At 36.5% G+C, this 16,509-nt stretch carries 14 protein-coding genes; 11 read left to right on the top strand and 3 right to left on the bottom strand.

What is annotated here, in order from left to right; all coding sequences use genetic code 11:
• Positions 1-3: 3 nt before the first annotated feature.
• Together FJR38_RS10625 and FJR38_RS10620 are read right to left on the bottom strand one after the other, a co-directional pair.
• A complete protein-coding gene (locus FJR38_RS10625) occupies positions 4-1,104 on the bottom strand; it encodes a DUF3696 domain-containing protein (RefSeq protein WP_168495714.1) in 1,101 nt (366 codons plus the stop codon).
• On the bottom strand, positions 1,101-2,258 hold the full coding sequence (locus tag FJR38_RS10620; protein ID WP_168495712.1) for a DUF262 domain-containing protein: 1,158 nt from the start codon (positions 2,256-2,258) through the stop codon (positions 1,101-1,103). The genes FJR38_RS10625 and FJR38_RS10620 overlap by 4 nt, the downstream gene beginning before the upstream one ends.
• A gap of 271 nt (positions 2,259-2,529) precedes the next feature.
• Here FJR38_RS10620 and uvrA point away from each other — a divergent pair, with 271 nt between their 5' ends.
• Both uvrA and FJR38_RS10610 read left to right on the top strand, forming a co-directional pair.
• A complete protein-coding gene (gene uvrA / locus FJR38_RS10615; RefSeq protein WP_168536912.1) occupies positions 2,530-5,472 on the top strand; it encodes an excinuclease ABC subunit UvrA in 2,943 nt (980 codons plus the stop codon).
• A gap of 180 nt (positions 5,473-5,652) precedes the next feature.
• Positions 5,653-6,072, top strand: a complete 420-nt coding sequence (locus tag FJR38_RS10610) for a DUF29 family protein (RefSeq protein WP_168536910.1) — start codon at positions 5,653-5,655, stop codon at positions 6,070-6,072.
• 164 nt (positions 6,073-6,236) lie between these two features.
• Here the strand turns inward: FJR38_RS10610 and FJR38_RS10605 are convergent, their stop codons facing one another.
• Complete coding sequence (locus FJR38_RS10605) at positions 6,237-6,800, bottom strand: SRPBCC family protein (RefSeq protein WP_168495706.1); 564 nt, start codon at positions 6,798-6,800, stop codon at positions 6,237-6,239.
• Positions 6,801-7,160: 360 nt separating this feature from the next.
• On the opposite strand from FJR38_RS10605, the gene FJR38_RS10600 reads away from it, so the two are divergent.
• From FJR38_RS10600 to FJR38_RS10560, 9 genes are all read left to right on the top strand, one after another.
• On the top strand, positions 7,161-7,355 hold the full coding sequence (locus FJR38_RS10600; protein ID WP_168495704.1) for a hypothetical protein: 195 nt from the start codon (positions 7,161-7,163) through the stop codon (positions 7,353-7,355).
• A gap of 40 nt (positions 7,356-7,395) precedes the next feature.
• Positions 7,396-7,560 (top strand): rubredoxin, encoded by a 165-nt coding sequence (rd, locus tag FJR38_RS10595; protein WP_168495702.1) that lies wholly within the window; start codon positions 7,396-7,398, stop codon positions 7,558-7,560.
• A gap of 47 nt (positions 7,561-7,607) precedes the next feature.
• Positions 7,608-8,840, top strand: coding sequence for an NAD(P)/FAD-dependent oxidoreductase (locus tag FJR38_RS10590; protein ID WP_168537234.1), 1,233 nt, complete (start codon positions 7,608-7,610; stop codon positions 8,838-8,840).
• A 633-nt stretch (positions 8,841-9,473) separates the two neighbouring features.
• Complete coding sequence (locus FJR38_RS10585) at positions 9,474-10,898, top strand: sugar transferase (RefSeq protein WP_168536908.1); 1,425 nt, start codon at positions 9,474-9,476, stop codon at positions 10,896-10,898.
• Between the two features lie 43 nt (positions 10,899-10,941).
• Entirely contained in the window at positions 10,942-11,922 is a 981-nt protein-coding gene (locus FJR38_RS10580) for a glycosyltransferase family 2 protein (protein ID WP_168536906.1), read from the top strand.
• Between the two features lie 154 nt (positions 11,923-12,076).
• Positions 12,077-13,735, top strand: a complete 1,659-nt coding sequence (locus tag FJR38_RS10575; protein ID WP_168495696.1) for an alkaline phosphatase family protein — start codon at positions 12,077-12,079, stop codon at positions 13,733-13,735.
• A 50-nt stretch (positions 13,736-13,785) separates the two neighbouring features.
• Positions 13,786-14,424: a hypothetical protein gene (locus tag FJR38_RS10570; RefSeq protein ID WP_168495694.1), complete on the top strand. Its 639-nt coding sequence runs from the start codon at positions 13,786-13,788 to the stop codon at positions 14,422-14,424.
• 67 nt (positions 14,425-14,491) lie between these two features.
• Positions 14,492-15,430 carry an aldo/keto reductase gene (locus tag FJR38_RS10565; RefSeq protein ID WP_168495692.1) on the top strand — a complete coding sequence of 313 codons (939 nt, stop codon included), beginning with the start codon at positions 14,492-14,494 and terminating at the stop codon, positions 15,428-15,430.
• A gap of 14 nt (positions 15,431-15,444) precedes the next feature.
• Positions 15,445-16,491 (top strand): glycosyltransferase family 2 protein, encoded by a 1,047-nt coding sequence (locus FJR38_RS10560; protein ID WP_168495690.1) that lies wholly within the window; start codon positions 15,445-15,447, stop codon positions 16,489-16,491.
• Positions 16,492-16,509 lie beyond the last annotated feature (18 nt).

Here is a 16,509-nt window from a genome sequence, read left to right as displayed (position 1 = left end):
TATTTAATCTCCCACTGGTGCTAATAATGCTCTTGAACTTTTATTCCATTCATCAAAGAAATTTTTAGGAATTGTATTAATACGTCCTTTTTTGTCTAATTTAGGAGAAATAATTTTAATTTCATTCATTTGACTTTGTATTTCAAAAAAGTGTAATTGTACATCTTCTGGCTTAATTTTACCATCATGAACAGCAATTCTTATACCATTTAAAATATGATCACTGTGACTTTCAATAATAACTTGAATACCATGATTTGCAGCTAAAGCTAATAATTGACCTAGTTGTGATTGTCCTTGAGGGTGAAGATGAGATTCAGGATTTTCAATAATTATCATTGTTCCTGGTTTAGAGGAAAGAACTGCTGTTAGAATGGGTAAAGAATAAGTGACACCAAAACCTACATTAAAAGGAGAATATTCTTTACTAACTCCAAAAGAATATTTTATTGTCATTGCATTGGCAACTTGTCTTATGTTAATATTAATATTAGGACTAATTTCTCCCATCCAAGCATCAACTTGATCTTTCAAACTTTGAGATTTACTGCGAGGATGACTTAATTCACTAAGGGGAATATCTTGATTACCAAATTCATATAAAAAATGTGCGGTATATTCTCCTTTTTTACCTAATTGTCTATGTTTAACCACATCATTTTCAGATAAAGGATAAGATTCCTCTGGTGTAATTCTTTCTGCACCTAAATAGTGAAAATTATCATTAAATAAATTAAATTGATTAATTTGAGCATCATTAATTATTAATGCAATTGGTAGCACATTACTACTAGGAGAATCATAATCAAAATTCCAGATTGTGTGCTGATCATTTTCCCAAGTAATTCCAAAGCTAATTAATTCTTCTTCCGCATTTTCATATAGAGCATCTTCAGCAGTACCTATATAAGCTATTTCACTATCAAGTTTTAGCCCATTACTCGGTAAATAGTCTGTTATATAAGCATAGCGCAATAAAATTAATGATTGAATTATAGAAGATTTACCTGTACTATTTAAACCAGAAATTAAGGTAAGAGGTTTAAAATCAAAATTTTCATCTGCAAATGCTTTGAAGTTCTTTAAATGTAATTTTTTAATCATGATAATATACTTTGAATAATTCCTTGAATATGTTTAAATCGTTCTTTGACGCTGTTAGCATCTCCAGCACTTTTATATAAGATACTATCAAACTTACCATCTTCTTGCTCTTTTAATAAAACTTGATGTAAATCTTCTTTTCTTTGTTTAATAATATTGATTTCCTGATCATCTAATTTAGCAAGATTGATTGACCATGCTTCCAATAATGCTTTATTAATAGGATATCTTTTTTGTTGCTTTATGGTAGATAGTTTTGGTTTTCTAAATGCTTGTCTATCAAATAAATCATAAGCAAGATTCATAATCAACAAAAATTCTTGTTTAATGTTCTCTATTTCAGAATCATCCATTTGATTCATCTCGGTCATTTTTTTATCTAAAAAATAATCATAATCTTTGAAATTTAGGTTATCTATATTACTTGTCATTAAAGATAAAACTTTTAAAATACATTCTTGATCAATCATTCTTTTATCTTTAATTCCGTTATCTGTTGTTTTTTTAAATTCTGGAGATTCAGAAAGTTCTTTTAATAAATTTGTGATTTTATTTGGAGAGTTTTTAGCATAGCGCATTTCTTGAGCAGAAAGTGCAGTTCCTCCTTGATTAATACGTTTAAATATATTAAAAGTAATTTCGGATGATGTTCCTCTTAAAATTAAATATACTGTTAATTTTGTTTCTTTAATTCTTCTTTTCCAACGAGGTGTAAGTTCCTGATATTTTTTACCATGTAAATCAGTGAAAAAATCTAATCCATTCAGATTAAAACTTTGATCAGTGACAAATTCCTTAAATGTTGTTATTCTTTGGATTCCATCTATGACTAGCCATTGATCATCATTAGTTGCATCAATATAAAAAGCAGGTAAAGGAATTTGCAATAAAAGAGATTCAATTAACCGACTTTTTGCAGTTCTAGTCCAAATACCTTCTTTTCGTTGAAATTCAGGTGCGATCATTCGATGATTATTTAATCTGTCCAGAATTTGCTGTACGGTCATGATATTAGTTCCCATACTAATGCAAGTCGGATCAAATCCTTGAGAAAGTGTTGGTTCTTCATCCGGTTCTTCTTCCGCTTCAATATCTATATCTTCTTCATATTCTGAGTTAATGTGGTTCTGTTCTAAATTCTTTGCTTCTGTCATACTAAATACTTTGAATTACAAGTAACTTACTTTAAATATAAAAAATCATATCGCAAGTGGAAAAACTAAAATAAAAGCCTTATTCAGTAAGACTTTAAATCTGAGTATATTTTCAAAATTTAAGTCATGTTCCTATAGATACTGAAGAACCGAAAACATGAGGTTATGTCCTGGGTAGGAAATTAAGATAACTGATACTCTACTATAACCTGAGCAAAGATAGTATTATTAAGGATTGTTTCACCGTGCAACCTTTCCTTAGCCTGTCAATATGTCAGAAAATCTCGCTGCTTCTTTAAACGATGTGCTTCCATCCGCTCACAATAGCCAAAATACTATCCGCATTCGGGGCGCTAGGCAGCATAATCTGAAAAATATTGATTTGGAATTGCCCCGCGATCGCCTGATTGTCTTTACTGGCGTTTCTGGTTCGGGTAAATCGTCCTTGGCGTTCGATACCATTTTCGCTGAAGGTCAACGTCGTTATGTGGAATCCCTCAGCGCCTACGCTCGACAATTTTTGGGACAGTTGGATAAACCTGATGTCGAAGCAATCGAAGGTTTAAGTCCGGCAATTTCCATTGACCAAAAATCAACTTCCCATAATCCCCGTTCAACTGTGGGAACGGTGACGGAAATTTATGATTATTTGCGATTGTTATATGGTCGGGCTGGTGAACCCCATTGTCCGCACTGCGATCGCTCTATTGCCCCTCAGACCATTGACCAGATGTGCGATCGCATCATGGAACTTCCTGACCGTACCCGCTTCCAAATTTTAGCCCCTGTAGTCCGGGGTAAAAAGGGAACTCACCGCAAATTAATTTCTGGTTTAGCCGCGCAAGGATTTGTTCGCGTGAGGGTAAATGGAGAGGTCCGCGAGCTATCAGATTCCATCGAGTTAGACAAAAATAATACACATACTATAGAACTGGTTATTGACAGATTAGTTAAAAAAGATGGAATGCAAGAGCGTTTGGTAGATTCTCTAGCAACTTGTCTTAAGCAATCTCACGGTATTGCCATAATTGAGGTATTAAATGAGACATCTACCAAAATAGCGCTGGAGCGCTCTGATAGTAAGTATATAACAACTGAGGCAGAAAATCAAGGTATTTCTGAACAAGAATTACCGATAGAAATGGTATTTTCTGAAAACTTTGCTTGTCCGGAACATGGTGCGGTAATGGAAGAATTATCCCCCCGGTTGTTTTCTTTCAATTCCCCTTATGGTGCTTGTCCCAATTGTCACGGGATTGGGACTTTGAGAAGATTTTCCCCAGAGTTGGTTGTACCTAATGCAGATTCGCCCATGTATGCAGCGATCGCTCCTTGGTCAGAAAAGGAAAACTCCTATTATTTGGAGTTGCTGTATGCTGTCGGTTTGAATTATGGCTTTGAGTTACAAACTCAATGGGGTAAGTTGACACCGGAACAGCAAAAAGTTGTTTTGTATGGAGAAGAAAACAAAAAAACCACAGAAGAGAAAAAGCAGACATTTAAAGGTGTAATTCCCATTTTACAAAGACAGTATGAAGGGGGAACAGAGTTAGTTAAACAGAAATTGGAAGAATATTTAATTGACCAACCTTGTGAAGTTTGTGGAGGGAAAAGATTAAAACCAGAAGCCTTAGCAGTAAAGTTAGGACAATATGGAATTTTAGATTTTACCAGCGTTTCCATTCGAGAATGTCGGGAAAGAGTAGAAAAATTAAAATTGAGCGATCGCCAAACTCAAATAGCTGATTTAGTTCTCAGAGAAGTAAAAGCCAGATTGCAATTTTTATTAGATGTTGGCTTAGATTACCTCACCTTAGATCGTCCCGCCATGACATTATCAGGTGGAGAAGCCCAACGGATTCGATTAGCGACACAAATCGGTTCGGGACTAACAGGAGTTCTTTACGTTTTAGACGAACCAAGTATCGGTTTACATCAAAGAGATAACGGCAGATTACTCAAAACATTAACCAAATTACGCGACTTAGGAAATACCTTAATAGTCGTCGAACATGACGAAGAAACTATCCGCGCAGCTAACTATATAGTTGATATTGGACCTGGTGCAGGAATTCATGGCGGAAATATTATTTCCGAAGGCAGTTTCGAGAATTTACTCAATGCTGAAGATTCTTTAACTGGTGCTTATTTATCAGGCAGAAGAGTCATCAATACTCCAGCCAAAAGAAGAGAAGGAAACGGACGGGCTTTAACTATTAGAAATGCCCATCGTAACAACTTACAAAATATAGATGTAGAAATTCCCTTGGGGAAACTTGTTTCCGTCACAGGTGTTTCCGGTTCAGGAAAATCTACCTTAATTAATGAATTACTTTATCCAGCTTTACAACATCATCTCCTCAAAAAAGCTCCCGCACCCAAAGATATAGATGAAATCAAAGGTTTAAACTGCGTTGATAAAGCCATTGTCATTGACCAATCACCTATTGGTAGAACTCCCCGTTCTAACCCTGCAACCTACACCGGAGTTTTCGATATTATTCGTGATGTCTTTTCCCAAACTGTAGAAGCTAAAACTAGAGGTTATAAACCCGGACAATTTTCTTTTAATGTCAAAGGTGGACGTTGCGAAGCTTGTAGTGGACAAGGTGTAAATGTCATTGAAATGAACTTTCTCCCTGACGTTTATGTGCAGTGTGAAATTTGCAAAGGTGCGAGATATAACCGGGAAACTCTCCAAGTTAAATATAAGGATAAATCAATTTCTGATGTTTTGAATATGACGGTTGAGGAAGCCTTAGATTTTTGTCAAAACATTCCCAAAGCAGTAACTAGATTACAAACTTTAGTTGATGTTGGTTTAGGTTATGTACAGTTAGGACAACCAGCCACAACTTTATCTGGTGGGGAAGCCCAACGGGTGAAATTAGCCACAGAATTATCTCGACGCGCGACAGGAAAAACACTTTATTTAATAGATGAACCAACTACAGGTTTATCTTTTTATGATGTCCACAAATTGCTAGATGTTTTACAAAGATTGGTGGATAAAGGAAATTCAATTTTAGTCATTGAACATAATTTAGATGTAATTCGTTGTTCTGATTGGGTGATAGATTTGGGACCAGAAGGAGGAGATAAAGGTGGAGAAATAATCGCAGTCGGAACACCGGAAGATGTGGCGAAAAATCCCCGTTCTTATACTGGACAATATTTACGGCAGGTGTTGGAACAATATCCGGCAGTTGTCTGAATTAGGATTTACAGGATTCACCTACCTAAAAACTCTTCTTCTTTTGTGTATTTTGCGGTTTGTTATAAAATCTGAATTTCTCACGCAAAGGCGCAAAGGCGCAAAGGAAGAAAAATTTTAGATTATAATGTAAATGTTGATGTATGAGAGGTTGTGTATAAACAGGAGTCATAAAAGACGATGGAAGAATTATTAACTTTAAAGGAATTATTACATGATGGTAAAATTCCTGAAGCTTTGGAATTGGTGGAAGAGTTGGAGGAAATGAGTAAGTCGGATAAATTAAATAAGATTTTTAGTTATGGGATTATTGTTTTATTGCATTTAATTAAACAAAAGGCGGAAAAACGCTCTACTAGGTTTTGGGAAACTTCTATTTTTAATTCGGTTAAACAAATTCAACGTACTAATCAACGCCCCAAGGGTAAGGGTAATTATTTAACGGAAGATGAGTTATTGGAAGCTTTGCAAGATGCTTATGATTCAGCTTTAAGAAAATCTGCTTTAGAGGCTTTTGAAGGTAGGTATGCAGCAGATGAGTTGGGGGAATTGGTAAATCGGGATGAAGTAATTCAGGAAGCAATGGATTTAATTTTCTGATAGTGTAGCGCAAGCCATATCAGGATGTACAGGATTTAAGGATGTACAGGATGAAAACAGAAATTTACCAATCACCAATTACCAATTACCAACCCTTCGGCTACGCTCAGGGCAAGTCACCAATCACCAATCACCAACCTTAACTAGATAACTAGCAACTTGGGTTATTTATTACAGAGAACCTGTCGCATTTTTGAAAGGTTTGCTGGTAACTCCAAGTTCATTGCTTGTTGAATAAAAATAGAAGGGATAGGAATATTTGGTGTTGCTTGAACTGTATAGGCTAAAAGAGTTCCGTTACCCATATCTTTCAATTCTAAACTGGCTTGAAAATCTTCAAATGTACCTTTCTCCATGCGGAAGTGAACTTGTTGTCCTAAAACTTCCACCACATTAAGATAAATTTCTACTTGGGCTGTGAAAAATAAAAAAGCTTTTTGTGCAGCTTGATACAGACGTTTGACATCACCTTTAGATATAACTTCGCTTTTGGTAATATCAGGAAAATATTGTACCCAGCGGGGATAATCTGTAATTTGCTGCCAGACATGGGATCTAATCAGGGGGACATACATCCAGGCAGTGACACCACCTCCCCAATTGGTATGAGATCGGGTTTGCAGCAATACTTCCCCTTGAATCAACAATTTTTGCTTATCTTGACTCCAAAGCATATCTGATACCGCTAGGGTGGTGTTAGCCATACTCTTATGATTTGCGTTTGCCATATAAAATACAGATATAGTGATTTTCGTTACTTTTTTAACCGATTGATCAGATGATCTAACTGAGTTTAACTCACTCAATTTCAATTACGGTTTAATTTATAGATTTTTCGTAGATAATTAGTCTAAAGTTCATATTCCTGACTGGGCGCAAGTCATATTCCTGACTGGGCGCAAGTTATATTCTTGACTGGGCGCAAGTTATATTCCTGACTGGGCGCAGGCCCTGCGCCCCTACTAGTCCTAACAAAAAGACTGTGACAATAACCCCACTCCTAAACTACTTCCTACAAGCGAGGAGGGGGCTATGATCTACCTGATATGATTAGATCAAGTGTAAATTAAAGTTGAGAGGAAAATTCAGTGAATCAATCTTCTTTAAATCGCAAATTAACCCAGACTTTTGGTGTTTTGCTGGGTATGGGTATATCCCTGTTTGTACTCAGAGGGTTTGGTATTATAACTTTTCTACCTGGTGGTATCATTGCTCTTTTACTATTGGGGGCGATCGCTCTGGCAATTTTCAGTTATGCTCAAAAAAGATGGTGGCGTTTTTAATTTCTTTCTCTAGCCTGCTCATTTGCCAGAGGAAAAAAATATGCAAAAGTATATATGCAGCGTTTGCGGTTATATTTATGATCCAGAAATAGGTGATCCAGATAGTGATATACTTCCAGGAACAGCCTTTGAAGATATACCAGATGATTGGGTTTGTCCAGTTTGTGGTGCAGAAAAAGCTGACTTTGAATTATATGAAGTGTAAATAAATAGTTAATCTAGTCAATAGATGCTATTAATAAATTTTTGAAGTTGTTACCCTTGCAAATTGTAGTTATTGGTGGTGGGGCGGCGGGATTTTTTGGTGCGATCGCTTGTGCTGAAGCTAATCCCCAAGCCCAAGTTACTTTAATCGAAGCCAGTCGTCAACCCTTGGCGAAAGTTCTCATTTCCGGTGGGGGACGTTGTAACGTTACTCACGCTTGTTTTGAACCCAAGAGTTTAGTCCAGAATTACCCCAGGGGTGGTAAAGCCTTGTTGGGTGCATTCACCCGTTTTCAACCTCTAGATACCATTGCTTGGTTTGCGGCGCATGGGGTAAACTTAAAAACAGAAGCTGATGGACGAATGTTCCCCATTACAGATCGTTCGGAAACCATTGCAGAATGTTTAATTAAAGCTGCTTTCACGTCCAAAATAGAACTCCAGATTGGTACACCTGTCACGGCTGTAACTCGACAAAATGAGGGTTTTGAAATTCTCCTCAAATCGGGAGAAATCAAAAAATGCGACCGTTTACTTTTGGCTACAGGTAGCAGTTTAGCAGGTTATAAAATCGCTAGAGAATTAGGTCATCACATCCAACCCCCAGTTCCCTCTCTCTTCACCTTTAATATTACGGATAGCCAACTCCGGGAACTAGCAGGAATTAGTGTTAATTCAGTAAATATACGGTTGTCAGGTACAGGTAAAACCCCATTACAACAAACTGGACCCTTGTTAATTACCCATTGGGGTATAAGTGGTCCAGCAGTTCTCAAACTTTCCGCTTGGGGTGCAAGAATACTTCATGAAAATCGCTATCAAGGCAAATTAATTATCAATTGGTTGCCAAACTTACAACAAGAAGAAGTTAGAAAAAGGCTGTTAGTGGTAAAAGAAGAATGGGGCAAAAAAGCGATCGCTTTACATCGAGGAGTAGATTTACCTCATCGTCTGTGGCAATACATTATCACTCGTAGCCATATTACTACAGAAGACCGTTGGGCAACCATATCCAATAAAACTTTAAATCAGCTAGTCCAAGAAATTACTCAGGGAGAATACTTAATTACAGGTAAAGGCGCATTTAAAGAAGAATTTGTCACCTGTGGTGGTGTCAACCTCAAAGAAGTTAACTTTAAAACCATGGAAAGTAAAATAGTTCCCGGCTTACATTTTGCTGGTGAAATCTTAGATATTGATGGTGTCACCGGGGGGTTTAATTTCCAAAGTGCTTGGACAACAGCCTCTTTAGCTGGACAGGCAATGGTAATTCAAGACTAACAATAGCACATTGGCACTCTCTGTCAAGCTCCGATACTCAACCTCAAAGGTTCTTATTCTACAGCATATTTCAGGTGTATAAAGTACACCCCTTCCCAACTCTGCCCTTAATCAGGGAGAAATGTGTAACATCGCGGGTGGGGTATTTTTGTACCTGATGAATTTGAAATATGCTGTATGTTATGCAATTTAATTCTTTAATAACTAATTACCCCATAGTTACACAAAGTATTACCGTTTATTTTTATACTCATTCCATTTAAATCTACAAAAATAAATGCTGGGTATATGTTTAAGTAACATCACCTAAGTAAGGAAAGAGTGTTTGTCTAAATCTAATGTGAAAATAGCAATAAGATAATATAAAGAAACATTTTGACTTATTTACAGTATAAAAAAACATGATACTGTAGGAAGATGTCGAACTAAAAAAATATTTTTTTGACTCATCATTTTTAATGAGTCCACTAAAAAGCTGTCTTTAGTAATTAAGAAACTGCTTATCCAACGCTTTATTGCGTTCAAAGGATAAGTTTTTCTAATGCCTATTGTTTTGGTTAATAACGAAACCATTTTAAACAGTAAAAATACTGAATAAACCTTAATTTCCAATTTGTTACCAGGGATAGAGTCATGAACAATCAAAACTTAATTAGTAGTAACCTCAGTGAGGCGGAATTAGATTTGCGCGCACCTACCTTTGCTAAAGTACGTAAAGGAGGATGGTGGCTGAGATCAATGACACTAATTTTAGTAGATACTATTTTGCTATTAATTGCTTGGATATTAGCTGAATATCGTTTACCTTGGGTTGGACAGTACGAATATTCATCAATATTGATAGCGGTTTTTATTCAAATAGCATCACTATACTTTCAAGGTAATTATGAACCAGGCACAAAACGTGCGAACTATGGGAATATTATCAAAACACTATTTTTTGCTCATTGTGTGATCTTAATGTTCAGTGTTTTATATCAACCAATTGAAGATATGAGACGTTCAACATTAATATTTTTTTTGTTAATGAGTACATCTTTAGTTTGTGTTGGTAGATTAGTAATCAACATCAGTATTGAACATTTGCGAAAAAAGAAAAAAATTGGTTGTAATCCAGTTTTCATTATTTGTGATTCCCAAGACGAAGAAATAGTTTTTAGTTTTATTAAAAAAGAAAATCGTTACATCATAGCGGGGAGTAATAACACTAACTGTCTAGATAGAAATAATCGTCAAAAAACTTTAGAAACACTCAATAAACTTGGAGTAACAGAAGTATTTATTTCTTGGAGTGCGATTCAAAATAGGATGTTTTTGTGTTGGTTATTCCAAGCATCAGGTATTACACTACATCTTTTACCTGTAGAACTAAAAGCAATTTACCGAGATATAGAAATACACAATGTCGGAGGTATGACTTGTTTAAGTTTTATGTGTCCAGTAATCATTGGCCAAGATTTTTGGATTAAGCGGATTTTTGATGTTTGCTTTGCGACTTTATTTCTCATCCTTACCTTTCCTGTATATTTAGCGATCGCTATTGCCATAAAATTAGACTCTCCAGGTTCAGTATTTTATAGACAAACCCGCATAGGCTTACGTGGAAAACAATTTAAAGTCTGGAAATTCCGGACTATGAGAACAGATGCGGACAAACTCCAAAAAGAATTAGAAGCCTTAAATGAAGTCAAAGATGGTATTATCTTTAAAATCAAAGACGATCCTCGCATCACTCGTATAGGTAAATTTCTCCGTCGTTATAGCCTAGACGAACTACCCCAACTATTTAATGTTGTCATAGGAGAAATGAGTTTAGTTGGTCCTCGTCCTTTACCGACTAGAGATGTAGATAAATTTTCCGAACGTCATTTTATCCGTCAAGAAGTCTTACCAGGAGTAACAGGAATGTGGCAAGTTTCTGGGCGTTCCGATATTTTAGACTTTGAACAAATCATGAAACTTGACCTCAGATACATTGAAAATTGGTCACTGTGGTTAGATTTCCAGATTCTATTGAAGACAGTGCAAGTCGTTTTGAATAAGGAAGGAGCTTATTAATAAATAATAAATATAAAACAAATAATCCACCTTGGAAAACAATATGAATCCAGAAGTATCAGTCATAATTCCTGCCTACAATACAGAAAAATATATAGCTAAAGCTATTGAATCTGTATTACAACAAACCCTGAATAACTTAGAACTCATTGTAGTAGATGATAGTTCTTCTGATGATACAGTAGCAATAGCCAGTAGCTTTGCTGATCCACGAGTTAAAGTGTTGGTTAATTCGGAAAATCTGGGTGCTGCTGCAACACGCAACCGGGCTATCAGCGAAGCAACAGGAAAATGGATAGCTGTTTTAGATTCAGATGATTGGTATGCTCCTGAAAGACTAGAAAAACTTGTGCAAATAGCATCCACAGAAAAGGCAGATATGATTGCAGATGATTTATATCTAATTAGACAATGTGAAAATGCTCCCTGGAGTACACTAATCACAGAAAGTAGAGAATCTATTTGCACAACCAAACAAATAGATCCAGTATATTTTGTGGAAACAGATGTATATGGGAAAAGATGTCTACATCTAGGAATATCAAAACCTATGTTTAGACAAGATTTTCTTATTCAAAATCAGATTCAATATGATCCAAGTGTAAGAATGGGTCAGGATTTTTGGTTATCTTTAACTTGTCTAGTCAGGGGAGCGCGTTTTTTTCTAGTCCCAGAACCATACTATTTTTATCTTTCTCGTTCAGGTTCTTTAGTTTATGGTTCTAAAGTAGAACGTCTTATACAATCTTGTCATAAGTTTGTTGATTTTGTAGAAAAAGAGGAGATAGCTACCAAACAACCACGTTTATACAATGCTTTATGCAGAAATTATACAGCGTTTAAAAGGTATTTATCTTACTACAGTGTTGTAGAACCCCTAAAAGAAAAGAAATGGTTAAATGCTTTGAAGGAAATGCTAAAAAATCCCTATTTTTTTATACATTTCTTCATACAACTTCCCTTGATTTTAAATCGTCGGATACAGTTTTTTTGGAAAAATGAATCAGGAAATGAAGTTACATAACCGACCACATTTCTTGATACTCTCCAATGTAGATCCAGAACCAACTACAGCAGCATCAAAGCTCAAAAACAGTGCAGGTAGTTTTGAACAAAGAAGGAGCTTATTAAACTTGTACGGTAGAAATTAAAGTATTTAGGGAATGTAAAATAATCACATGAAAAAACCTGTAATTGCTATTGGTCTAGATTCTGGAGACCCAGTTTTAATAGAAAAATGGATCTCCCAAGGATATCTGAAAAATATTAGTAAATTGCGACAGCAAGGGGCTTATGCTAATATTAGTAATACGGTCAAATACTGCGGTCAAAAGACAGAATATGCAGTAACAGAAGGATTGTGGGCGCAATTTGCCACAGGTTGTAGTTCTGATAAAATTGGCTATTGGGATTCCCTAACATATAAACCAGAAACCTACGATATAGATTGCGATGTGCCTCTTTGTGGTTATGACTATCAAGAATATCTTCCATTTTACGCATTAGGGGATAGATACAAAGTAGCAGTCTTTGATGTACCCGGGACAAGAATTTCTGAGGGAGTAAATGGTGTCCAAGTTTCAGGTTGGGGAGGACATTTCCCCTCTGCACCTAGTCAATCTCATCCTCCTGAACTTCTCACCAATATCATTAACCAATATGGCAAAAATCCAGTTCTCTACAATGACACTGGCATTTGGTGGGATAAAGATTATGTTAAATGGCTGCAACAAGCTCTCAAAGAGAGTATTAGCTTTCGCACAAATATTTGTTGCGATTTACTCAAACAAGAATCTTGGGATCTGTACTTAACAGTTTTTGGAGAACCACATACAGCAGGCCACGATATATATAATTACAGCCAACCAGATCACCCACTGTACTCACACCTGAGTAAAAATGGTACTATTCCTGACCCATTGCTAGAAACATACGAAAACATTGATCTAGGAATAGGAAAGATATTAGAGAAAGCACCCGAAGACGCTTATATCTTGTGTTTTTCATTGCATGGTATCGGACCAAATTATAGTGATTTGCCAAGTGCTGTTTTTTTAGCAGAAGTGCTTTATAGGTACAACTTCCCAGGAAAAGTTGCTATTGCACCGGGAAACCCAGACATTCATCCACCACCAATGATAACTAATCCGATTCGCAACTCTTGGTTAGGGGAGATGTGGATGAAAAACTATGAACCTAATCCCATTAAGCGGTTTTTGAGACCTTGGATTCCTAGTAAATTTTTACACTCTGATCAAAATGGTTTAGCCAGCCCTTACTCAATGCTATCTGTTCCATTTGGTTGGATGCCTGCTACTTGGTATAAACCGCTTTGGCCTAAAATGAAAGCATTTGCTTTGCCAACTTTTGCTAATGGACATATTCGCATCAACTTGGAGGGAAGAGAAGGAAATGGAATTGTTTCAGCGTCTGAGTATGAAGATATCTGTAATGAACTAACTCAGATGCTCTATCGTCTCAAAGATGCGAGAACTGGAAAACCCTTAGTCAAACAAGTCGCACGCACCAGAAAATCTGCTACAGATAACGATCCTAAACATCCAGATTCAGATTTGATAGTTTTGTGGCACGAACAAATAACAGATGTTATAGATAGCCCTGATGTTGGACGCATTGGACCTATCACTCACTTCCGTGCTGGTACTCACTGGAATCGAGGATTTTTTATGGCCAAGGGTCCAGGGCTTACTCCTGGTTCTAGTTTGCCAGATGGTGAATCGGTGGATTTAGCCCCAACTATTTTGGAACTAATGGGTGCAACTTCGCCCGATTATTTTGATGGTAAGTCACTTTTAAAAGTTCCAGTGAATGACTAAGGCAAAAAGGGATGCACAGAAAATCGACGATTGAAAATTAGGAATTTAAGATGGAAAAGCTTCTAAAAAGTTTGGGTTTAGTGAAGAGAGTTGCGGTTTATCTCCTCAGAAGGTTAAAACTCAAAAAAAGTTTTAGCAAATCTGATTTACAGGTTCCTCTAGATTTTGAAGTTCAAAATAGTGTTCAGCCTTTTACTCGTCAATGGTTTGAACAACTATATAGTGAAGTTGGTGATGGAAATCCCTGTTATCGCCCTTTAAATACCCCTGATTATGATGGCGGTGTTTTAAAGGGTTGCACTTGTTGTTCAGCCAACACACAACTTCATTTGTTGCCCAATGAAGAAAAGATGTTTGTGGATGCCATCAATGACTGGGATTTTCGGTTAACGGACAATGAAGATTTACTAGGAAGAAAAACTATTTACTGTAGCAAAATGGGCTTATGTAATGGACACAAACCATTTATTTGTCGAACCCACCCAGTGTATTTTTCTGAAGGAGCTATTTTATTTGTTGAAGGGCAATGTCGCTTGACTGCGTATAAGTTTTTCCAGTTTCAACATGAACAAATTGAAAAAATTCGCAGCATAGTCTATAAATATGGCTTAGAAAAAGTTATCCTTGGCTATGCTAAAAAGGCTGTCTTGGACGATGGTAAAGAAGTTGTTGTAGATTACCATTGCTAACCCCCAAATTTAGCCTGATACTAATTTGAGATCACTATATGTCAAATTCAAAAAGTGAGATTAAGTCATGGAAATGAAGCAACTTGGTAATACTAATGTTCAGATTAGTGAACTTTGCCTTGGTGCAATGGGACTTTCCTTAATTACTAAACCCCCTGAAGCACAAGCAATTGAAACTATCCATCGCGCCCTAGATTTAGGCATAAATATAATTGATACCGCTGACTCTTACTGCAAAGATGAATCAGACAAACATCACAATGAGCGCCTAATTCATAAAGCTTTTAACCAGTACAACGGTGATACTAGCCATGTTTTAGTAGCGACAAAAGGGGGCTATATCCGTCCACAAGGAGAATGGGTATTCAGTGGCAGTCCTGAGCATTTACGGCAGACAATTCGAGAAAGCTTTGAAGCTCTTGGTGGTGATAAACCCATAGATATTTGGCAACATCATAGACCTGATCCAAACTACACTATTGAACAATCGCTTACCCCAGTCAAAGAAGCAGTCGCAGAGGGAATTATTCGTTTTGTTGGCCTGTCCAATTACTCGGTAGAAGAAATCAAACGCGCTCGTGACTTAGTTGAAGTTGTTGCTATTCAACACCAGTTAAATCCTTGGTATCGCCATCATGAGTTTGATGGAGTGTTGAATTATTCTAACCAAGAAAAATTAACCTTTTTAGCATCGAGTCCCTTTGGTGGTATTCAAGGTGTGCGTCGTACCAGCACTCTGGAAAATCTCACGGTTTTCACCCAGGTAGCCCAAGAAAAGGGAATTTCTATATACAACCTCATGTTGGCATGGTTACGAACCAAGTCAGTGATGATTGTTCCTATAATCGGAGCTAGTAAACCTACTAGCGTTGAAGCATCAGTGGACGCTTTGACAATCAAGCTATCAGATGAAGAAGTAAATAGGCTTGATAGATCCGTGCCATTTAATCACTTAAAACAAAAACTTAGATGGGTTAAAAAACAATTGCAACAACTTATTAAATAACAGAAACGTTCATCATGAAACCAGAAGTATCGGTAATTATTCCTACATATAATACATCAGCCTACATTTCTCGCTCAATAGAGTCAGCACTAGGACAAACTCTAAAAAATATTGAGGTAATTGTCGTAGATGATGCCTCAACAGATAACACATTAGAAGTAGTTAGAAGGTTTACAGATGAACGCCTGAAAGTTTTTGTTAACCCTAAAAATCTCGGTGCTGGTGGTACACGCAACCGAGCCATTAAGGAAGCTAAGGGTAATTGGATTGCTGTTTTAGATTCAGATGATTGGTATGCACCACAACGACTAGAAAGACTTGTGCAATTAGCATACCAAGAAAATGCAGATATGATTGCTGATGATTTATATCTGATTAAAGATGGTGAAGAACATCCTTGGAGTACCCTCATTAAAGAAAGTGAAGAGTCTATATCAACAATTAAGCAAATCGAGCCAGTCTATTTTGTGGCAACAGATGTATATGGAAAACAAGGACTGCATTTAGGTATATCGAAACCTTTGTTCAAACGCGAGTTTTTGATTCGAGAAGATATTCAATATGATGCAACCATAAAAGTGGCTGAAGATTTTTGGTTAGCCTTAACTTGTTTAGTCAGGGGAGCGCGGTTTTTTCTAGTTCCAGAAGCATATTATTTTTATCTGGCTCGCTTAGGTTCTTTAGTTTATACAGACAAAGTAATCCGTCTTGCTCAAAATTGCCAAGCAACATTAACTTTCATAGAAAAAGAGCAAATTCAGAGTCAATCACCTGATCTCAAAGATGCTTTATTGGCAAATTATCAAATCTTGAAAAGACATTTAGCTTACTACCTGGTTATAGAGCCGCTCAAGAAAAAGCAATGGTTAAAAGCCTTCAAGACAATGCTCTATAACCCTTATTTCTTTCTCCATTTATGTCTGAATATTCCCAGTATTGTCAATCGTCGTATCCAATTCTACCTGTTTGGTAATAAAGCTGCCTATGACATTTTCTACTCAACTAAAAAACAAAGAGAAATTTCTAATGTTACCCCCAAAGTATCAGGTAAGAATCTATAGTCAATTTCATGCCTAAAT

This window comes from Anabaena sp. UHCC 0253 (assembly GCF_009712085.1).
Taxonomy (GTDB): domain Bacteria; phylum Cyanobacteriota; class Cyanobacteriia; order Cyanobacteriales; family Nostocaceae; genus Dolichospermum.
Note: the sequence above shows the minus strand (reverse complement) of the source record. Positions and strands in the feature narration are given on the sequence as shown.